Source organism: Cellulomonas fengjieae, assembly GCF_018388465.1.
GTDB lineage: Bacteria > Actinomycetota > Actinomycetes > Actinomycetales > Cellulomonadaceae > Cellulomonas > Cellulomonas fengjieae.
The window spans coordinates 3,837,650-3,857,613 of the sequence record NZ_CP074404.1 but is presented as its reverse complement, the minus strand read 5'-3'; the positions used below and the strand labels follow the sequence as shown (position 1 = coordinate 3,857,613).

The following is a 19,964-nucleotide window of genomic DNA, read 5'->3' as shown; positions in this document are numbered from 1 at the left end:
GAGTCCAGCGGAACCCGCTCAGCGCAGCGGCGAGTGGATGGCCCAGCGGTGGCCGAACGGGTCGACCAGCCAGCCGCGCCTCTCGTCCCCCTGGTCGGCGGGCTCGCGATCGGGCGTCGCACCCGCGGCGACCGCGGCGGCGTACACGGCGTCGGCGTCGTCCACGCCGAGCACCAGGGCGACCGTGCTGTGCCCGAGCGTCGCGGGGGCGTAGGCGCCGTAGTCGTGGAACTCGTCGGACAGGTAGAACGGGTCGCCGCCGACGGTGAGGGCGACGAAGCCGATCCGCCCGTCGCCCTCGTCGCGCTCGCCGGTCTCCTGCGCCCCGAACGCGCTGGCATAGAACGCGATCGCCGCGGTCGCGTCGTGCACCGTGAGGTAGGGGACCAGGCTCGTCATGGCTGCTCCTGCGCTCGGGCGGCGCGCCGTCGTCGCCGCTGCGGCCGACGCTAGACCCTCACCTCAGGTGAGGTGCAAGCGTTTCGACGACATCGGGGCGGATCACGACGCGGGCTCGAACCTCCAGGCCTGCTGCGGGTCCGTCGTGGCGGGGGCCAGGGCGACGGGTGTCCCGGGCTCGGCGGACCGGCGGGTGACGTCGAGCTGCCGGGTGGTCGCGACGTTGAGCAGCGAGTAGGTGCGGCCGTCGATGCTGTTGAGCACCCACTGCTGCGCCGGCGCGGTGCGGGCGGTCCCGAGGTCCGAGGGGACGAGCGCCGTGCCGTCCTCCGTGGACGCGAGGAAGGCGCCGGTGCCGTCCGTGAGCGCGACGACCCGCCGGTTGGTGCCCTCCCCGGAGAGGGTGTGCAGCGTCCACATCTGGCCGGCGGAGCCGTCGGGCGTCTCGACGGTGGTCGCGTCGTCGACGGCGGTCAGCGCGAGGTCGCCGTCGAGCCCGAACAGCGCGTACGGGGTGCCGTCCGCGGGTGCGGCACCGTCGGCGACGCCGGAGACGCCCTCGACCAGGAAGGTCGTCACGGACTTGGCGGGCACGGGCAGGGTGACGGTGCCGTCGTCGCGGACGCGGACCGCCTCACCCGGCACCAGCGCGTGCGGCGCGCTGTCGGCGGTGCGGACGGCGGGCGGGGCCGTGGTGACGACCGGCGTGACCGTCGCGCCGTCCGTGTCGCCGAACAGGGAGAGATCGAGCGTCACGGCCCGGTCCTCGGACGAGGTGTTGACGTGCACGAGCGTCGCGCCGGTGCCGTCGCCGTGCACGAACGCGGTCGTCGAGGGGTCGTCGACGGCGATCTGCGAGTCGCCCGGCTCGATGTAGTGCGTGAAGTTCCGGACCGTGTCGAACTTGGTGTTGGTCAGCACCCGGCAGGTCGGGTCGGCGTGCCCGGCGGCGACGCGGCGCGCGGACGTGCCGTCGGCCCCGCAGTCCAGGTCGATGTAGATGCTGCCCCAGTTGCCGTCGGACTCGAGCTCCATGTGCCAGCGGTCCTCGACCGGCTGCCAGAACACCCAGGCCCGCGGCTCGAGCTCGCGCAGGTCGTCGACGATGCGCCCGGCCATGCCCAGGCCGTTGGCCATGTCGTCGAGGTCGAAACCGGCCTCGAGGCTGAAGTCGCCCTCGACCTCGCTCATCCACAGCGGCTTGCCCGTCGCCTTGGCGACGTCCCGGACCTGCACCCGGTCCTCGGTGCCGTAGGTGTGCACGTTGAGCTGGCCGACGGCCTCGCGCGCGGCGGGCGTCCACCCCTCCCAGTCCTGCAGGAACAGTCGGGGGTTGGTCTCGTCGGGACCGGAGACGGTCGCGTCCGTCGTGGTCGACGGGTCCGCCAGCCGGGCGGCGAGTGCCTCGACCAGGCGCGCCTGGAGCGCGGGGCTCAGGTGCGCACCCTCCTGACGACCGGGCTCGAGCTCGCCCTCCGGGGTGAACCGCGTGGCCCAGTAGTCGGTGTTCGGCTCGTTCATCGGGTCGATGGTGGCGACCTCGATGCCGTACGTCTGCTCCAGGTGCTCGACCACGCGCACCATGTAAGCCGCGAAGTCCTCGACGCTGTCCGCGCGCAGCTGGTCGGACGTCGCGTCGAGACCGCCGGTGGCGTACCCGGACTCCGTCATGAACCACGGTGGGGAGTTGCTGAAGGCCTCCCAGTGCGTGATGCGCCCCTCCTGCGCGAGCCGCTCGACCCACCAGCGCTGCCCCGCGTCGGCGTCCAGGTCGTAGGACGCGTCGTCGTCGGCGTCGAACGCCGCGCGGTAGGCGTCGGCCGCGTCGCGCACGGCGCCGTCCGGTCCCGCCAGTGACGGGTCCCACCAGCCGGGCACGTCGCCCCCCTTGCGCATGTACGCCGCGGAGTCGACGTCGGTCGCGTTGCCGCCGCCGACGTTGTACCGGGCGATCGTCAGGTTGAGCCCTTCCTCGCCGAAGACCAGCTGGTAGAGCTCCTCGCGCAGGTCCTCGGGGTAGCCGCCGGTCGCGTGCGCGAACCAGACGAGGCTCGTGCCCCAGCCCTGGAACGGCTCGCTCGCGCGGTAGGACGGGTTCGGCCTGAGGGTCACGGGCTCGCCGGCCACCTCGTCGGGGGCCGAGCCGACGACGAGGGCGGCGATGGTGGCGCCCGCCGCGGTGGTGGCGACCGCGGCGATGCCGATGCCGATCCGGGTGCGTCGCTTCGCCGTGCTCGTCATGGCCACTCTGCCTCTCCTCGAGATGTCGCGCGGGAGCGCGACTGGGGTGGTGCGGGTGCTCAGGTGCGCTGCGCGTGCGAGAGCCGGGCGTAGCGGCCGCCCGCCTCGAGCAGCTCGTCGTGGCCGCCGATCTCGACGATGCGGCCGTGGTCGAGCACGACGATGCGGTCGGCGTTGCGGATGGTGGACAGCCGGTGCGCGACGACGAGCGTCGTGCGGCCGGCCATCAGGCGGGCGAGGGCGTCGCGGACGAGGGCCTCGGACTCGGAGTCGAGCGCGGACGTCGCCTCGTCGAGCAGCAGCACCCGCGGGTCGCGCACCAGGGCGCGCGCGATCGCGATGCGCTGCCGCTGCCCGCCGGACAGCCGGGCCCCGCGCTCGCCCACGACGGTGTCCCAGCCGTCCGGCAGGGCGTCGACGATCTCCGCGGCGTTGGCGTCCTCGAGCGCGTGTCGGACGCGGTCGTCGGGGACGTCGGTCATGCCGTAGGTGATGTTGTCCCGGATCGACCCCTCGAACAGGACGGAGTCCTGCGGCACCACCGACACGTGCGTGCGGTAGGTGCGCAGGTCGAGGGTCGCGGCGTCGACGCCGTCGAGCAGCAGCCGCCCTCCGGTGGGGCGCAGGAACCCGAGCGCGAGGTTCAGCATCGTCGACTTGCCGGAACCCGAGGGGCCGACGAACGCGATGGTCTCGCCGGGGTGGACGTCGAGGTCGATGTCGACCACGGCGGGCACGGCGGCGTCGGGATAGGAGAAGGTGACGCGGTCGAACCGCAGGGCGCCGCCGACCGTCCGGACCACGGCCTTGCCCTCGTTCTCCTCGAGGTCGGGCTCGGTGAGCACCTCGGCGACGGACCGGACGGACTCCAGGCCCTTCTGCCCGACCGGCAGCACCATGAGCACCTGCGTGACACCGCCGGTGATGAGGCCGAAGTACGCGGAGAGCTGCACGACCTCGCCGGGGCTGATCGTGACGAGCCCCGTGACGGCGGCCCAGGCGCCCGTGACCAGGCAGCTCACGCTGAGCATCTGGAGCACGACCCAGGACAGCGACTGGAAACGCCCGTTGAGGACGTCGAGCTCGTAGCCCGACACCCGGACGCCCTCGGCGCCCTCGGCGATGCGGGCCTGCGCGGTGGCCTCCAGGCCGTGCGCGCGGGTGATGGGGACGAGGGTCGCCATCTCGCCGACGCGGGACGCGAACGTCTCGACGTTCCTGCGGAACACCTCGTTGCGCTCGCGCGAGCGGCGGGCGAGCACGTGCCGCAGCAGGACCGCCAGGGGGATGGTCAGCGCGTAGACGGGCAGGAACTGCGGGACGGACAGCGCGGTCATGACGATCGCGCCGATCACGACGGTGGTCTGCGCGAGCACCGGGTGGGTGACCTGCTGGAGCGCGAGCTCGATGTTCTCGACGTCGCGGACCACCTTGGTCTGCACGATCGAGGACGAGGTCCGCGAGTGGAAGCCGATCGACAGGCTCTGCAGGCGGGCGGCGAGCGCGTTGCGCAGGTCGGCGCCGACCTGCCGGACCGCGCCCATGTAGAGCTTGGTGTACAGGACGTGCGTGGGGTAGTTCTGCAGCAGCGCGACGAACGCGACGATCGCCCAGATGCCCAGGTCACGCAGGGGCCCGCCGTCCACGACCGTGTCGATGATGTGGGCGGTGACCACGGGCATGAGCCACTGCGGCGAGTCCTTGAGCGGGAACACCAGGACGGCGCCGACCACGCGCCGGCGGTGGTTGCCCAGGAGCCGCAGGACCGACCGCAGGGGGTGCTGGCCGTCGATCTCGACGGTCGCGCCTCGGTGAGCGACTGACATGCGGGGTGGCCTCCCGAGCAGGCTGACGGGGTTACCCGGAGAGCTCGTCCTCCCCGGTCCGTGGTGCCGGCGCGCGCCGCGCCACCTCGGGTGCACCACACTCTAGCCATATCTCTAGCCATTAGAAGAAGGGCTGGACGGTGTGGTGGGGGCGCGACGGGACTCCTCGTGGGCCCGTGACCGGACTGTGACCGCAGCAGCGGTTTCCATCCCTTCGTCCAAGGGTTAGATTTAGCGCCACAGTTTGTCGACGGTGCCACCGGACCACGCGTGGCAGAGCCGTCCCTGACCGCAGAGAGGCGGACAGCATGAGCACGAAGAGGTCCATCGGGTTCCGTGCCGGAACGGCAGTCATCACCGCATTGAGCATCGCGGCGCTCGCGGCGTGCAGCTCGGGCGGCGGCGACGACGCCGCAGAGGGCGGCGCGACCACGCTGAAGATGACCGTCTGGGGCGGCGACGTCGACAAGAAGTCGTACCAGGAACGCGTCGACCTGTTCGAGGCCTCGCAGGAGGACATCAAGATCGAGCTGCAGCTCATCCCGGGCGACCAGTACGAGCAGAAGGTCCAGACCATGATCGCCGGCGGCGACGGCCCGGACATCATGCAGGTCGCCGAGGGCGTGAACGTCTACTCGTCGAAGAACCAGATCATCCCCCTCGACGAGCTCGCCGCGGACGCCGGGCTCGACCTCGAGGAGCGGTTCGGACCCGTCGGGACGCTCTACTCCTACGACGACAGCATCTACGCGATCCCCGACCGCTCCGGCGCGATGATCGTCTACTACAACAAGGACATGTTCGACGCGGCCGGCGTCGAGTACCCCAACGCGGACTGGACCTGGCAGGACGCGCAGGCCGCGATGGAGAAGCTCACCATCCCCGGTCAGCAGTGGGGCTACGCCGGTGCCGGCTGGTGGGCGCAGTGGTGGTCGTTCGCCTACCAGAACGGCGGCCAGATCATCGACGAGTCGGGCCAGCCGCACGCCAACTCGCCCGAGGTCGTCGAGGCGCTCCAGTGGGGCAACGACCTCGTGCACAAGCACCACGTCGTCCCGACCGCGGCGGAGTACGCGGACATGGGCCCGGACATGGGCGGCGACCCCGCGTTCGCGGCGCAGAAGGTCGCGATGAACACGACCGGCTTCTGGGCCATCAACTCGCTGCTCGAGGCCGACTTCAACTGGGACATCGCCCCGATGTGGCAGGGCGACGAGCAGGCCGTCTCCGCGTTCGGTTCCGGCCTGGCGATCTCGCGTGACAGCAAGAAGGCGGAGCAGGCGTTCGAGGCGATCGACTTCCTCACCGACGCCGAGGCGCAGGCCGTCATCATCAAGAACGCGCAGGACGTCCCCGCCAACCTCGAGGCGCAGAACTCCGAGGCGTTCCTCAAGCCCGAGTGGGCCACGCGTGAGGTCAACATGGCCGCGTTCGGCGAGTCGTCCAGCTTCGTCTTCCGCTCCCCGCTCCTGCCGGAGTGGAACGAGATGCAGGCCGCGTTCGACGACAACCTGGGCACGTTCTGGAACGAGGGTGGTGACGCCAAGGCGCAGCTGGACATCGTCCAGAAGAAGCTCGAGTCCGTCATCAAGCCGGCTAGCTGATGAGCGTGAACCTCGGCGAGGCTCTCGGTGCGGCGCGGGCGACCAGCCCGCGCCGCGCCGGGGGGCGCAAGGCGCCTCGCCAGAAGCTCACGCGGCGACGCAAGTCCGAGGCTCGCTGGTTCTGGCTGTTCATCTCCCCGTGGCTCATCGGCTTCGTGGGGTTCCTGCTCGGGCCGATGATCGCGTCCGTGTACATCTCGCTCACCGAGTGGGACTCGTTCACCCCGCCTGAGTTCGTCGGTCTCGACAACTACGCGACGGCGCTGACGCAGGACCCGGTGTTCTGGAAGGCGCTCGGGAACACCTTCTTCTACGCGTTGGTCTCGGTCCCGCTCGGGCTCGTGATCGGCGTCTGGCTGGCCAACCTGCTCAACAAGAAGGTCCGCGGGCGCAAGTTCTTCCGCACGATGATCTACCTGCCCACGCTCGTCCCGCTGGTCGCCACCGCGATGGTGTTCAAGATGGTGCTCGCGCCGTCCGGGCCGCTGAACGACCTCCTCGGCATCTTCGGGGTCGACGGACCGAACTGGCTGCTCGACCCGACGTGGGTCAAGCCCGCGCTCGTCGTGCTCTCCGCGTGGGGAGCCGGTGGCGCGACCGTGCTGCTGCTGTCGGCCATGAACGGCATCCCGAAGGAGTTCTACGAGGCCGCCGAGATCGACGGTGCGGGGCCGATGCGTCAGTTCTGGTCGATCACGTTCCCGCAGATCACGCCCATCATCTTCTTCAACCTCATCATGGGGCTGATCGGCGCGTTCCAGATCTTCGGACAGGTCTACATCCTCACCTCGGGAGGACCGGACAACGCCAGCATGATGATGGTGCCGCTGCTCTTCCGTGAGGCATTCAGCTTCTACCACTTCGGCTATGCGTCGGCTGTGGCGTGGTTGCTGTTCCTGGTGATCATCGCGTTCACGATCCTCGCCTTCCGCACATCCAAGAAGTGGGTCTTCTACGAGACGGAGGTGCGGTGATGGCCATCGCCACCCAGGTCCCGCCCATCGCGGTGCCCCCAGAGAACGACAAGAACGACAGGCGCGGCGCGACGTCCGCCCGCAGTCTCAAGGCGTTCAAGGCGACGCCTGCGTCGTACGCGGTTCTGATGATCGTCTCGGCACTCTTCTTCGTGCCGTTCATCCTCATGGTCTCGATCGCGCTGTCCAGCGACCAGACCAGCGCGACCAACATGTTCTCGATCATCCCGACCGAGTTCACGTGGTCGAACTTCTCGAGCGTCTTCACGGCGACCGGCCTGCCGGTCGGGACGTTCATCATGAACTCGGTGATCATCGCGACGCTGTCGGCCGTGGGGCAGGTGGTGTCGTCGTCCCTCGTCGGCTACGCGTTCGCACGGCTGCGGGCGCCGGGCAAGAACTTCATGTTCATGGTCGTCCTGGCCACGATGATGATCCCGGCGCAGATCACGATGATCCCGCAGTTCCTGCTGTTCAAGGAGCTCGGCTGGGTCAACACGTTCCTGCCGTTGATCATCCCGAACTTCTTCTCCAACGCGTTCAACGTGTTCCTGGTGCGGCAGTTCGTGTCGCGGGTGTCCAGCGAGCTCGACGAGGCCGCGCAGATGGACGGGCTGGGCTACTTCGGCATCTACCGCCGGATCATCCTGCCGATGATGTGGCCGATCCTCACGGCCATCGCGATCTTCACGTTGACCGCGGCGTGGGGCGACTTCATGGGCCCGCTCATCTACCTCAACCAGGAGGACATGATGCCTCTGGCCCTGGGCCTGCAGTACATGACCTCGACGAGCAACGCGATGCAGCTGCCACCGTGGAACCTCGTGATGGTCGGGTCGATCATGCTGACCCTGCCGATGATCGTCATCTACTACCTCGGCCAGAAGTACCTGTACGAGATGAACGTCTCCGGCGGAAGCGCTGGTGTGAAGTGACCACGGACCTCGACGCCCGGCTCGGGCTCACCAGCTCCGGGCTCGTGCTCGACGGCGAGGAGCGCGTGCTGCTGTGCGCCTCGCTGTTCTACTTCCGGATGCCGCGCGAGACCTGGGCGGCACGTCTCGCCCAGGTCCGGGCGTCGGGGTACACCGTCATCGACGTCTATCTGCCGTGGAACTTCCACGAGCTCGCCCCGGGCGAGTGGGACTTCGACGGGCGGCGCGACGTCGGCGCGTTCCTGGACCTCGCGCACGAGGCCGGGCTCGCCGTCATCGCCCGTCCGGGGCCGTACATCTGCTCGGAGTGGGACGGCGGTGCGCTGCCGGCGTGGCTGCCGCTCACGCCGGGGCTCGGCCTGCGCCAGGCCGAGCCGCTGTACCTGGAGCAGGTGCGGCGCTGGTTCGACCAGGCGCTGCCCCTCCTCGCCTCCCGTCAGCACGGGCGCGGCGGCAGCGTGGTCGCGGTCCAGCTCGAGAACGAGCTGGACTTCTTCGACACCGCCGACCGCCCGGCCTACGTCCGGGCGCTACGGGACATGGCGCTCGCCCACGGCATCACGGTGCCGTTGATCGCGTGCGCCGGGCAGGGCGACACGTCCGGCGCCACGGGCGACGTCGAGGGCGTCGTGCCCGCCTACAACTTCTACCCGTCGGACACCTCGGTCTCGGTCGAGCCCGAGGTCCGCCGGTACGCCGACCTGCTCGCCGGCCGCGACCTGCCCCTCCTGGTCACGGAGACCAACCGCGCCCACGTCACGCTGCGCCGGCTCCTGGTCAGCGGCGCGGGCCTGCTCGCGCCCTACCTGCAGGCGTCCGGGTACGACTTCGGGTTCACGCCGTCGACCGGCAACTGGGGCGACCCGGGCGGGTTCATGACGCACGACTACGACTTCGGCGGGTACCTGTCGCCCGTCGGGGAGCCGCGGCCCGAGATGGTCGAGGCGCGCGTGCTCGCCGCCGTGACCCGGACCCTCGGTCACCGCCTCGCCCGCGCCGTCCCGGTCGCGGCCGACGGCGCCTACACGACCGCCGCCCCCACGAGCGCGTCGCCGTCGCGGCTGCTGCTCGACGGGGGCGGGTCGCTGCTGGGCGTCACGAACCTCGGTGCGGACGCGGCGACCGCGGTCCTCCTGGCCGCCGACGGCCTGCCCGACCTGACCGTCGACCTCGCGCCGCGGACCTGCGCCTTCGTGCTGCGGGACCTGCCGCTGTCCGGCTACGGCCTGCCCGGGACGCTGGTCCTGGCGACCGCCGACCTCGTCGCCGCCGGACCGGACGGGATCGAGCTCGCCGCGCACGGGCCGTCGCTGCTCGCGCTGCGGGCCGACGGGACCGGGGTCGGCGCCGACGTCGTCGCGCTCGACGCACCGCGACCGGACGCCCCGGTGACCACCACGGTGCACGACGGCTCCACGACCTGGCACGTGGTCGTCCGGCACCCGCAGGATGTGGCCGGCCCCGACGGGACGCGCTACCCGGCCCCCGCCGGACGGGCGACCGCGCCGGCCGCGGCTACCCCCGTCACCGCCGCCCGGCTGCTCGACCTGCCCGCGCGCACCGGCCGCACCACGGCGCACGACCTGCCGCCCGCGTCCGAGGAGGTCGGTGTCCACCGCGGCCGTATGCACTACGCGACCGACCTCACCGGGGTCACGACGCTGCTGGTGGCGGGCGCCGCCGACATCGTCGACCTCACGCTCGACGGCCGCGCCCTGCCCTCGGTCGCCCGGTTCGGCGCCACCGAGCTCGTCGACGTCGACGGGGCGACCCGCCTCGACGCCACCGTCGAGACGTGGGGCCACCCGAACTTCGACGACACGCGGCTGCCCGCGATGCGCATGGGGTCGCTGCGCGGCCTCGGCCAGGTGTGGTCCGTCGTCGGCAGCGAGAACGTGCACGCGCTGTGGACCGTCGACGGCGGCGACCAGTGGGCCGGCGACCCCGCCCCGCTGCGGACGCTCGGCGGGTGGAGCAGCACGCGCGTCGGGCTGCCCGTCACCTACCGCCGACGGCTCGACGTGGACGGCGAGCACTCCCACGCCCTGCGCATCGACGGGATCCCCGGTGCCGCGCGCGTGACCGTCGACGGCGCCGAGCGCCTGGTCACCGCGCTCGACCCCTGGGTGCACCTGGCGCCCGGCGAGGGCCGCGAGGTCGCCGTCACGGTCCCGCACACGCCGGGTGCGTTCGGCCCGACGACCACGCTCCTGCGGCTCGCCCCCGTGCGCGGCTGGCAGGTCGAAGGGCAGTCCGACCGCGACCTGCTGGCGCTCGCCGCCACGCCGGCCGCGTCGACGCCCGTCACGCTTCCCCTGACCCTCGACCCGGGCGACGAGCGCTGGCTCGACCTCGACGTGCCGGCGGGCGGCTGCTCCATCCGGTTCGAGGGCACGCACGTCCGGGTCTGGGCGTACGCGCACGACGAGCTGCTGGGGCGCGTCTGGCTCGACGACCCCGCCCGCCCCCGGTTCACCGGGGGTGATCCCGGCCGGATCTGGCTGCCTGCCGGGTGGAACGGTGGGAGCATTCGAGTCGCGGTGCGGGCGACAGCCGGGCCCGCCGCACCCGCACTGGTCGCCGTGCTGGTCACGCCGACAGAGGAGTAGGCATGGTCGTGCGCAAGAGGTCCTCCCGGGACATCAGGTCGGAGTCACGGCTCGACGTCCTGCACGCCCTGCTGTCGGCGGGCGAGTCCAACCGGAACGAGCTCGCGCGCGCGACCGGGCTGAGCCTGGCCACCGTGGCGACCGTGGTCTCCGAGCTGCTGGCCGAGGGGCTGGTCGAGGAGGCCGGGTTGTCGGCGAGCGGCGTCGGGCGGCCGACGACCACCCTGCGCATCCACGGCGGGCGCGGCCTCATCGCGGGGATCGACGTCGCCGAGACGTACGTGAGCGCGCACGTGTTCGACGCCGCCCTGGAGGAGGTCGGCACCGCGGACCTCACGCTGGACGAGCACGAGACGTCGGCCGAGTACGTGGTCGACGCGATCGTCCGAGCCCTCGACGCCGCGGTGGCGTCCACGGGCCTCGACCGCTCGCGCCTGCTCGGCGTCGGCGTCGCGCTGCCGGGCCTCGTGCAGCGCGGCACGGGGGCGATCTCCGTCGTCGTGCCGCGGTGGAGCTGGCGCGCCCACGACCTCATCGACCAGCTCCGCGCCCGCGTCGGCCTGCCGCTGGTCGTCGAGAACCCCCTCAAGGCCATCGCGACCGCCGAGCTGTGGCTCGGCACCGGCCGCGGCACGTCGAGCATGATCATCATCAACCTGGGCACCGGCGTGGGCGCCGGCATCGCCCTGGAGGGCACCGTCCTGCGCGGCGCCACCAACAGCGCCGGCGAGTGGGGCCACTCGCTGCTCGTGTACGAGGGCCGCGGCTGCCGCTGCGGGCGGCGCGGGTGCGTCGAGGCCTACGTCGGCGCCCCCGGAATCCTGCAGACCCTGCGCGAGATCGCGCCGGACCACCCCGCGGCGGACCCGAACCTGCAGCAGCGGGACGTCATCGCCGCCCTCGCGGCCGCCCTGGACAGCGCGACCCCCGACCAGGCCGTCGTCGAGACGATCGACCGCACCACCCGGTACCTGGGTGCCGCGATCGCGGACCTGGTGGCGATCATCAACCCCGAGGTCGTCATGCTCACCGGCTGGACCACGTGGGCGCTGGGCGAGCACCTGCTGCCGGGTGCCCACTCCGTGATCCGCACGCAGTCCCCCAACGGTGCCGCCTCGGACCTCACCGTCGGTATCTCGACCGTGCGCGGCAACTCCACCGCGATCGGCATGGCGACCGTCGCGTTCGAGCGGTTCCTCGGCGACGTCGGCCTGGTCACCAGCCGCGCGCCCCTCAGCCTGTAGCGGTCCCTCAGGCCGAGGGGGCGCGCGAGCCGCCTCAGGCCGTGAGCCGCAGGTGCAGCGTCGCCGTCGTCGGGTGCAGGGCCGCGTTGGGCAGCACGCCCGGACCGCATGCGGCGGAGCCGAGGCCGTGCCCGGCTGCGTCGAGGTGCAGCCACAGCAGACCGTCCGGCGTCAGCTCGTGCGGGTGGTCCGCGGCGGCCAGGGCCGCGTCGGACCAGGGTCGCGCGGTGAGCTCGAACCCGGGGACGTCCCGACCGCCGACGCGGACGGCTCCGGCCGCCACGGTCAGCGGACCGGCGGCCAGGCCGACCGTCGCCGTCGTGACCCCGCGCCGGGCGCCGTTCTCCTGCGGCCGGGTGTACCGGGTCTGCAGGGCGTCGACCGAGTGCTGCCAGCGGCCGGCCAGCGCGGCGCGCGTGGAGTCGGCGTACGACTCGTGCGGGCCGAGCCCCGCCCAGTCCACGACCACGTCGCCGGCGTCGTCCTGTTCGAGCGCGAGCAGCCAGCCGAGCCGGGCCACCGAGCCGGGCCAGCGGCCCGACGGCGTGAGCCGGACCACCAGGTCCGCAGTCCGGTCGTCGACCGCCCGCCACTCGTAGCGGACGTCGAGCCCGCAGTCGCTCGCGGCACCGGCCGTGCGGGCGGTCACGACCAGCGCGTCACCCTCCCGCCGGACCGTGTCGACCCGCTCGTGCAGCCGCGACAGCCCCGCGCGGGTCCACGCCTCGTCGTCGCCGATCGCGTCGTACCAGGAGCGGATCCTGTCGTTGTCGGTGGGCGCACGCCAGGCGTCGGCACGCGCCAGGCGCACGGGGGTGCCGCCGATCGCGACGAGCCGACCGGACGCGTCGAGCTCGACGGGTCCGACGCGGTGACCCACGGCGGTGCGGACCGGGGTGCCCGTCGCGGGGGCGAGTGCCGCGGCGCCGCGGACGAGCACCTGCCCGGCGCCGAGGGAGCCGCCGGAGAAGGCGGCCGACGCGTCCCGCGGCAGCGCGCGCAGGACGAACCACACGGTGGCCCGGGGGTCGACCGGGTCCAGCGCGTCGCCGAGCACGGTGGCCGGGGAGACGACGACCGAGGCGCCCGGAGCGAGCACGTGGTCGACCTCGCCGCTCGCCACCGTCAGTCCGTCGGCGACGAGCGTCCAGACCAGCCGCACGTGCGCGGTCGTCGTGAACGCGTACCGGTTGAGCACCTCGAGGTCGTCGCCGACCGGCCGGATGCGCACCGGGGCGTAGACGGCGGCCAGCTCGACGAGCCCGGGTGAGGGCGTGCGGTCCGGCAGCAGCAGGCCGTCGGCGATGAACACGCCGTCGTGCAGCTCCTCGCCGAAGTCGCCGCCGTACCCGAAGAACGGGGTCCCGTCGGGGGTGCGGGTCGCGATGCCGTGGTCGATCCACTCCCACACGAACCCGCCCATGAGCCTCGGGTGCGCGTCGACGAGATCGATGTAGTCGGTCAGCCCGCCGGGGCCGTTGCCCATCGCGTGGGCGTACTCGCACAGCACGAACGGCAGGGTCCGGCGGCGCGCGTCGACGGCACCGTCCGGCCAGGCGCCCTCGTGGCCGCGCCCGATCAGCGCGACCTCCTCGCTGGTGGGGTACATCCGCGAGTACATGTCGACGTGCTCGCTGGCCCAGTCGCCCTCGTAGTGCAGCGGGCGGGTGCCGTCCAGCGCGCGGATGGCGGCGGACATCGCGGCGAGGTTGCGGCCGGGACCCGCCTCGTTGCCGAGCGACCAGATGACGACGCTGGGGTGGTGCGCATCGCGGCGGACCATGCGGGTGACGCGGTCGACCAGGACGGGCTCCCACGTCGGGTCGTCGGTCGGGTTGCCGCGCCAGCCGAGGGGCTCGAAGCCGTGCGTCTCGAGGTCGTTCTCGTCCATGACGTACAGGCCGTGCTCGTCGCACAGGTCCAGGAAGTGCGGGTGCGGCGGGTAGTGGCTGGTCCGGACCGCGTTGACGTGGTGCCGCTTCATCAGCAGCACGTCCGCCAGCATCGTCTCCGGCGTGACGGCGCGTCCGCGCGTGGGCTCGAACTCGTGCCGGTTGACGCCGTAGAGCTTCACGGCGGTCCCGTTGACGGTGAAGACGCCGTCGACCACCGCGACGGTCCGGAACCCGGCGCGCAGGGTGACGGCCTCCGACCCGGTGTCGACGACGACGTCGTACAGGCGAGGGCTCTCCGCGCTCCACGGCTCGACGCCGGGCACCCGCACAGCGCGTCCCGCGGTGGTCTCGACGCCCAGCTCGGGGATCCGCACGACCGCGTCGGTGCGCTCGCCCTCGACCTCGACCCGCAGCGTGCCGTCACCGGTGACGTGGTCGTAGTCGGCGTGCAGGGTGACGTGCTCGATGCCGCCGGCCGGCCGGTGCTGGGCCGTGACGCCGCGGAAGATGCCGGACAGCCACCACTGGTCCTGGTCCTCGACGTAGGTCAGGGCCGACCACTGCGTGACGCGGACGGCGAGCAGGTTGTCGCCGTCCACGAGGGCGTCGGTGACGTCGACCTCGGTGGGCAGCCGCGAGCCGTGCGACTGCGCGAGGACCCGGCCGTTGACGGCGACCTCGAACCAGGAGTCGACGCCGTCGAACCGGATGACGACGCGGCCGCCGTCGCGCCAGGACGCGGGAACGGTGAACGTGCGGCGGTACTCGCCCGTCGGGTTGGCGCGGGGGACGCGCGGCGGGTCCACCGGGATCGGGAACAGGACGTTCGTGTAGGCGGGCTTCCCGTACGGCCAGGCGTCGGGGGCGCCGGTGAGCTGCCAGTGGCCGGGGACCTCGATCGCGTCCCACGACTCACCCGCGTCGGCGGGGTCGGCGCCCGTGACGGCCTCGTCGAACAGGCGGAACCGCCAGGTGCCGTCGAGGTCCAGCGTCGCGGCGTCGGTCGCGCCGTCGGCGGGCCGGAAGCGCGCGGGCCGGACGCCGGTGGGCGGGACGACGGACTCGTGCGTCGGACGGGCGTTCTCCGCGGCGGGCAAGGGCTCGATGCCCTCGAGCGTGGGCACGACGGGCAGGAACGTGCCGTCGGCGACGCGCAGGCGGTCGATCACCGTCTCGCGGTGGCAGCCGTCGCCGTCGGGGATCGCGTGCCGGTGGTAGGCGATGTACCAGTCCCCGGTGTGCGCGCGCAGGATCGAGTGGTGCCCCGTGCCGACGACGCCGAGCGACTCGTCCTTCTGGAGCAGCAGGCCGTGACCGGTCCACGGGCCGTAGGGGGTGGGGCCGGTCGCGTGGGCGACGCGGTAGTCGGCGCTGCGGGTGTCGTCGACCGACCAGCTCAGGTGGTACCCGTCGCCGAGCCGCACCACCCAGGGCGCCTCGCGGAAGTCGTCGAGCCCGTCGAGCACCACGATGTCGGCGGCGTCGTAGCTCACCATGTCGTCGCGCAGCGGCACGACGCGCGGCGTCATGTTGCCCCAGTACAGGTAGGCGCGTCCGTCGTCGTCGACGAAGACCGCGGGGTCGATCTGCTGCTCGCCGTCGTAGTCGACCTTGTCGACGAGCGGGCGGCCGAGCGCGTCGACGAACGGCCCGGTCGGGGAGTCCGCGACCGCCACGCCGATGCTCTGCGACGCGGTGAAGTAGAAGTAGAACCTCCCGTCCCGCTCGGCCGCGGTCGGTGCCCACGCGTTGCCCTGCGCCCAGGCCACGTCCGTGGCGACGTCGAGGATCACCCCGTGGTTGGTCCAGTCCACGAGGTCGGGCGAGGACCACACCTCGAACGACGTGCCGGACCACCCCTCGAACCCGTCGGTCGTCGCGTACAGGTAGTACGTGTCCCCGAACCGGATCAGGTTCGGGTCGGCGTAGTGGCGGGGCAGGGCGGGGCTGGGCATCGTCGGACCAGGGCCTCTCAGGTGATGGTGCCGGACCCGAAGGCCCGGCGCAGGGCGTCGTGCTCGTCGCGGGTGACCGGCAGGACGGAGCCGTGCCGGGCGCCCGTGGGCATGCGGAAGGAGGTCGACGCCGCCCAGTGCGGGGCGTCGAGGGCCGCGGACTCGAACGGCACGTAGCCGCGGCCGCCGAACTCGTCGACGAGCAGGTACCAGCGGTCGCCGGCCGGAGACGGCACGACGACCGGCCCCTCGCCGTGCTCGACGCCGGGACCCAGCTCGCCCGCCCGCCCGATGCCGTCGGTGACCGGCTCGTAGGCGGTCGAGCGCAGGTCACGGGAGCGCTCGGCGGTGATGAACTTCGAGGTGGGCGACGACGAGGACGGGTCGCGCTCGTCCTTGGTGAAGCGGTACCACCAGCCGTCGTGCCGCACGAGCGTCGAGTCGATGACCGAGTACCCGGGGTCGTTCCAGACGCGCGCCGGCGAGAACGTCAGGAAGTCCGTCGTGGTCGCGTACATCATCCGGTGGTGGCTGTCGCCGTCGTGCCCGGCGTCGGCCGGGTCATACAGCGTGGAGGCCCAGAACACGAAGAACTCGTCGTGCTCGTCGTCCCACACGGCCTCGGGCGCCCAGGTGCAGCCGGCGGTCTGCGGGGACACCTCGACCAGCCGCGGCGGCGACCAGTCCACCAGGTCGGCGGACTCCCACACGACGATCGACCGGCTCCCGGTGCGGACCGCCGCGGCCCAGTCGCCGTCGGGGTGGATCCTCAGGTCGGTGGCGATGAGGAAGCAGCGGTCCCCACCGGGTGCACGGACGAGGAAGGGGTCGCGGACGCCGCCCTCGCCCAGGGTGGAGACCAGCACCGGCCGGGCGCCGTGCAGGTCGTCGTAGGACAGCGGGTCGGCACCACGCGAGAGCCCGAACCGCACCTGCTCACCGTCCGGGGTGTACTCGCCCGCGAAGTAGGCGAAGAGGTAGCCGTCGATCATGTGCTCACTCCTCGGTGTGGCCGAGCGCCAGGTCCTCGACGAACGCCACGTGCGGGGCCGCGGTGTCCAGCACGAGAACGAGGATGTCGTTGCCCTCGGCGCGCAGGATCGGAGCGGGCACGAAGAGCGTGCGCTGGGGCGCGCGCGACCAGTGCCGGCCGAGGCAGAACCCGTTGACCCACACCACACCCTTGCCCCACCCGGTGGTGTCGAGGAAGTGGTCGCTGTCCGGGTCGGGCGTGTCGAACGTCGCGTGCGCGAACGACGGGCCGGCGACGAGGCGGCCGTCGACCGGGGCGGCGTCGCGCACCCGGGCGGTCAGCGCGGTGACGTCGTCCAGGTCGAGCGGCTGGACGGCCCAGCGGTCGAGGTCGACACCGGCCCCAGCGGCGGCGTCCAGGCGCGCAGGCCCGATGAGGCCCTTCGGCTCCCCGATCCGCGGCCCGTAGTTGACGCGGCCCTGGTCCTCGACGAGCACCTGGAGCCGACCGCCACGCGGCACCACCGCACGGTGCTCACCCAGGTCGCGGCCCAGGACGGCGACCGGCTCGCGGTCGACGAAGACCTGCGCGCGGTCGCGGACCTCGGCCAGGTCGAGCACGCCGGCGGGCACGTCGTCGAGCGCGCGGTACAGGGCGAAGCCGTCGAACCGGCCCAGCTCGTCGACCGTCGGCAGGTGGTCGTGCAGGTGCTCGGGGCCCAGCAGGTCGAGCACGTCCCAGAGCGGCGCGACCGTGGTCAGGGGGACCGAGAAGGCGGGCGCGGGGGTGTGCGCCGGGGCGGTCGACTCGGGGACGTCGGTGTAGCGGGAGAGGACCTCGCGGAACGCCCAGTACTTGGCCGTCGGGCGGCCGGCCTCGTCGAGCGGCGCGTCGTAGTCGTAGCTCGTCACGATCGGCACGTAGGTGCCCTTGTCGTTGGCGCCGTTGGTGAAGCCGAAGTTGGTGCCGCCGCACAGCATGTAGAGGTTGACCGACGCCCCCTCGGCGAGCAGGTGGTCGAGCTCGCGCGCCGACGCCGCCGGGTCGGTCGTGTGGTGGTGCAGGCCCCAGGAGTCGAACCAGCCGTCCCAGAACTCGGCGCACATCAGCGGCCCGGTGCTCTGGTGCGCGCGGAGCGTCGCCAGGCGGTCGGTGACGCGCGAGCCGAAGGAGCCGGTCTTGTGCAGGTCCGGCAGGCTTCCGTTCTCGAGCATCCACGGCTCTGGCTGGTCGATCGTGGTGAGCGGCGTCGTGATGCCCGACCCGCGCAGCAGCTCGACCAGCGCGCGCAGGTACTCCTTGTCGTCGCCGTAGGCGCCGTACTCGTTCTCCACCTGGACCAGCACCACCGGCCCGCCGCGGTCGACCTGCCGGGGCACGACGATCCGGGCGACGGCCTCGTAGTACTCCGCGATGGCGGCCAGGTAGGTGGGCTCGTGGCGGCGCACCCCGGCGCCGGCGGTGAAGAGCCAGCCGGGAAGGCCGCCGCCGGTCCACTCGGCGCAGATGTACGGGCCGGGGCGGACGATCGCCTGCATGCCCTGCGCCGCCACCTCGTCCAGGAAGCGGCCGAGGTCGAGGATGCCGTCGGTGCGGAACTTGCCGCGCGCGGGCGAGTGCGCGTTCCAGGGGATGTACGTCTCGATGGTGTTGAGCCCCAGCTCGCGGGCGCGGGTGATGCGGTCGCGCCACTGGTCCGGGTGGATCCGGAAGTAGTGCAAGGCCCCCGACAGGATGCGTACGGGCTGCCCGTCGAGGAGGAAGTCCTCCGCGCCGATCTCGAACCTGGTCATGGTCCCTGCACCTCTCGTCGTCATCGACACGCGGCGGTCATCAGTCGGCCGGGCGTGCACGGCGAGACGATCACTGCTCAATCCAACCATTAGTCTGAGGATTGAACGAAGTGCAGTCAACTCCGTCAGCCGGACGTCCGGTGCGGCGTCAGGCGGCGGGTGAGCAGCGCAGCAGCAGCGCTCCGTGCGGCTCGATGCTCAGGTGCAGCGCGGCGCTTCCGGGCGCGACCCCGCGCGCGTCGTCACTCTGCACCGCGACCGCGGAAGTCCGGACCGGCTCCCCGCTCCACAGCTCCACGACCTCGCCGTCCACGCCGTCGGCCGAGACCGGCAGCCCCACGTCGCGGGCGTCCACCGCGACGTGCCGCGGCTCCGCGTCCAGGTTGAACGCCGCGACGTAGCGCACGCCGTCGGGACCCTGCGCGGTCCACAGCACGAGCCCGCCCTCGCGGAAGACCTCCCGGTTGCCGGTCGACGTCGCGTGCACCGCGAGCACGTCCCGGTTCTGCAGGAGCGCGACCGTCGCCGGGTCGGAGGTCGGCAGGTCCCCGCCGACCATCAGCGGGGAGCGGGCCACGACCCACAGCGTCAGGAGCGTGACCCGCTCGGCGGGGGTCAGCAGGTCGTCCCGCGGCTCACCGCGCTCGGCCCGGATCCCGATCCTGCCCAGCGGCAGCATGTCGCCGTCGGGCCAGCCGTGCTCGCCCGCGAACGGCGCCCACCGCGCGAACCGCGCGAAGTTCGCCTCGACGTCCTCCCAGCGGTCCCACAGGTCGTCGCAGATCCGCCACATCGTCGCGTGCTCGCGCAGGTGGTCCAGGCGGGTCAGCGACAGGTCCCGCCCCGGGGACAGGCTCAGCTCGATCGGCCGGCCCGTCCGGGCGATGGCCCGCGCGTACGCCTCGATGTCCGCGGCCTGGTACGGCCAGAGCATGTCGTCCGTCTTGAGGAAGTCGACGCCCCACTGCGCGTAGAGGGCGAGCGTCGAGTCGTAGTACGCCTGGGCGGCGGGCTGCGTGTGGTCCAGGCCGACCATGTCGGGGTTCCACTCGCAGACGTTGGTCGGGTCCGCCACCTGCGACGCCGTCGCGTCGGTGCCGAGGATCGGGGTGTCCCGCTCGACCGCGCCGCGCGGGATGCCGCGCATCGTGTGGATCCCGAACCGCAGCCCGAGCGCGTGCACCTTGGCGGCCAGCGGCCCGAACCCGGCGCCGCCGGCCGCACTCGGGAACCGGCCCGGGTCCGGCAGCAGCCGGCCGTGCTCGTCCAGCTCCAGGGGCGCGTCCGCGTTGTACCCGTGCGCGCGGGCCGTCGGGTCCGCCCAGTCGATGTCGACGACGACCGTGTCCCAGCCGAACGGCAGCAGGTGCTCGGCCATGAACTCGGCGTTGGCCAGGACCTCCTGCTCCGTCACGCTCGTGCCGTAGCTGTCCCAGCTGTTCCAGCCCATCGGGGGGCGGGGGGAAGGCGTCGTCGCCATGTGTGCACGTCTCCGGTTGCGCTCGCGGTGAGTGCA

General features: G+C 72.4%; 12 protein-coding genes. 5 read left to right on the top strand and 7 right to left on the bottom strand.

The window, feature by feature from the left end; all coding sequences use genetic code 11:
- Positions 1 to 18: 18 nt before the first annotated feature.
- From KG102_RS18055 to KG102_RS18045, 3 genes are all read right to left on the bottom strand, one after another.
- A complete protein-coding gene (locus KG102_RS18055; RefSeq protein WP_208290166.1) occupies positions 19 to 399 on the bottom strand; it encodes a VOC family protein in 381 nt (126 codons plus the stop codon).
- A 102-nt stretch (positions 400 to 501) separates the two neighbouring features.
- Entirely contained in the window at positions 502 to 2,640 is a 2,139-nt protein-coding gene (locus KG102_RS18050) for a glycoside hydrolase (RefSeq protein ID WP_208290167.1), read from the bottom strand.
- A 59-nt stretch (positions 2,641 to 2,699) separates the two neighbouring features.
- Positions 2,700 to 4,466: an ABC transporter ATP-binding protein gene (locus KG102_RS18045; protein ID WP_208214761.1), complete on the bottom strand. Its 1,767-nt coding sequence runs from the start codon at positions 4,464 to 4,466 to the stop codon at positions 2,700 to 2,702.
- A gap of 308 nt (positions 4,467 to 4,774) precedes the next feature.
- On the opposite strand from KG102_RS18045, the gene KG102_RS18040 reads away from it, so the two are divergent.
- From KG102_RS18040 to KG102_RS18020, 5 genes are read left to right on the top strand one after another with little or no spacing between them, the layout of a single operon-like run.
- Positions 4,775 to 6,070 carry an ABC transporter substrate-binding protein gene (locus tag KG102_RS18040; protein WP_208290168.1) on the top strand — a complete coding sequence of 432 codons (1,296 nt, stop codon included), beginning with the start codon at positions 4,775 to 4,777 and terminating at the stop codon, positions 6,068 to 6,070.
- Positions 6,070 to 7,044 carry a carbohydrate ABC transporter permease gene (locus KG102_RS18035; RefSeq protein WP_208214763.1) on the top strand — a complete coding sequence of 325 codons (975 nt, stop codon included), beginning with the start codon at positions 6,070 to 6,072 and terminating at the stop codon, positions 7,042 to 7,044. Before KG102_RS18040 ends, KG102_RS18035 begins: the two co-directional genes overlap by 1 nt.
- Positions 7,044 to 7,979, top strand: coding sequence for a carbohydrate ABC transporter permease (locus KG102_RS18030; RefSeq protein ID WP_208214764.1), 936 nt, complete (start codon positions 7,044 to 7,046; stop codon positions 7,977 to 7,979). The genes KG102_RS18035 and KG102_RS18030 overlap by 1 nt, the downstream gene beginning before the upstream one ends.
- Entirely contained in the window at positions 7,976 to 10,588 is a 2,613-nt protein-coding gene (locus KG102_RS18025; protein WP_208290169.1) for a beta-galactosidase, read from the top strand. Before KG102_RS18030 ends, KG102_RS18025 begins: the two co-directional genes overlap by 4 nt.
- Before the next feature lie 2 nt (positions 10,589 to 10,590).
- Positions 10,591 to 11,832 carry an ROK family transcriptional regulator gene (locus KG102_RS18020; protein ID WP_208214766.1) on the top strand — a complete coding sequence of 414 codons (1,242 nt, stop codon included), beginning with the start codon at positions 10,591 to 10,593 and terminating at the stop codon, positions 11,830 to 11,832.
- A gap of 34 nt (positions 11,833 to 11,866) precedes the next feature.
- Here the strand turns inward: KG102_RS18020 and KG102_RS18015 are convergent, their stop codons facing one another.
- From KG102_RS18015 to KG102_RS17995, 4 genes are all read right to left on the bottom strand, one after another.
- The gene (locus KG102_RS18015; protein WP_243884997.1) at positions 11,867 to 15,682 is read right to left on the bottom strand and encodes a glycoside hydrolase family 2 TIM barrel-domain containing protein; all 3,816 of its coding nucleotides are present in this window, start codon (positions 15,680 to 15,682) and stop codon (positions 11,867 to 11,869) included.
- A 17-nt stretch (positions 15,683 to 15,699) separates the two neighbouring features.
- On the bottom strand, positions 15,700 to 16,674 hold the full coding sequence (locus KG102_RS18005) for a glycoside hydrolase family 43 protein (protein WP_208214767.1): 975 nt from the start codon (positions 16,672 to 16,674) through the stop codon (positions 15,700 to 15,702).
- 4 nt (positions 16,675 to 16,678) lie between these two features.
- Positions 16,679 to 18,448 (bottom strand): glycoside hydrolase family 35 protein, encoded by a 1,770-nt coding sequence (locus tag KG102_RS18000; RefSeq protein WP_208290170.1) that lies wholly within the window; start codon positions 18,446 to 18,448, stop codon positions 16,679 to 16,681.
- Between the two features lie 148 nt (positions 18,449 to 18,596).
- Complete coding sequence (locus tag KG102_RS17995; protein WP_208290171.1) at positions 18,597 to 19,928, bottom strand: glycoside hydrolase family 27 protein; 1,332 nt, start codon at positions 19,926 to 19,928, stop codon at positions 18,597 to 18,599.
- Positions 19,929 to 19,964 lie beyond the last annotated feature (36 nt).

Bases quoted from the DNA above. Each gene is read 5' to 3' on its own strand.
- KG102_RS18055 (WP_208290166.1), bottom strand. From the start codon at position 399: ATGACGAGCCTGGTCCCCTACCTCACGGTGCACGACGCGACCGCGGCG.
- KG102_RS18030 (WP_208214764.1), top strand. From the start codon at position 7,044: ATGGCCATCGCCACCCAGGTCCCGCCCATCGCGGTGCCCCCAGAGAAC.
- KG102_RS18020 (WP_208214766.1), top strand. From the start codon at position 10,591: ATGGTCGTGCGCAAGAGGTCCTCCCGGGACATCAGGTCGGAGTCACGG.
- KG102_RS18045 (WP_208214761.1), bottom strand. From the start codon at position 4,466: ATGTCAGTCGCTCACCGAGGCGCGACCGTCGAGATCGACGGCCAGCAC.
- KG102_RS18050 (WP_208290167.1), bottom strand. From the start codon at position 2,640: ATGACGAGCACGGCGAAGCGACGCACCCGGATCGGCATCGGCATCGCC.
- KG102_RS18005 (WP_208214767.1), bottom strand. From the start codon at position 16,674: ATGATCGACGGCTACCTCTTCGCCTACTTCGCGGGCGAGTACACCCCG.
- KG102_RS17995 (WP_208290171.1), bottom strand. From the start codon at position 19,928: ATGGCGACGACGCCTTCCCCCCGCCCCCCGATGGGCTGGAACAGCTGG.
- KG102_RS18035 (WP_208214763.1), top strand. From the start codon at position 6,070: ATGAGCGTGAACCTCGGCGAGGCTCTCGGTGCGGCGCGGGCGACCAGC.
- KG102_RS18000 (WP_208290170.1), bottom strand. From the start codon at position 18,448: ATGACCAGGTTCGAGATCGGCGCGGAGGACTTCCTCCTCGACGGGCAG.
- KG102_RS18040 (WP_208290168.1), top strand. From the start codon at position 4,775: ATGAGCACGAAGAGGTCCATCGGGTTCCGTGCCGGAACGGCAGTCATC.
- KG102_RS18015 (WP_243884997.1), bottom strand. From the start codon at position 15,682: ATGCCCAGCCCCGCCCTGCCCCGCCACTACGCCGACCCGAACCTGATC.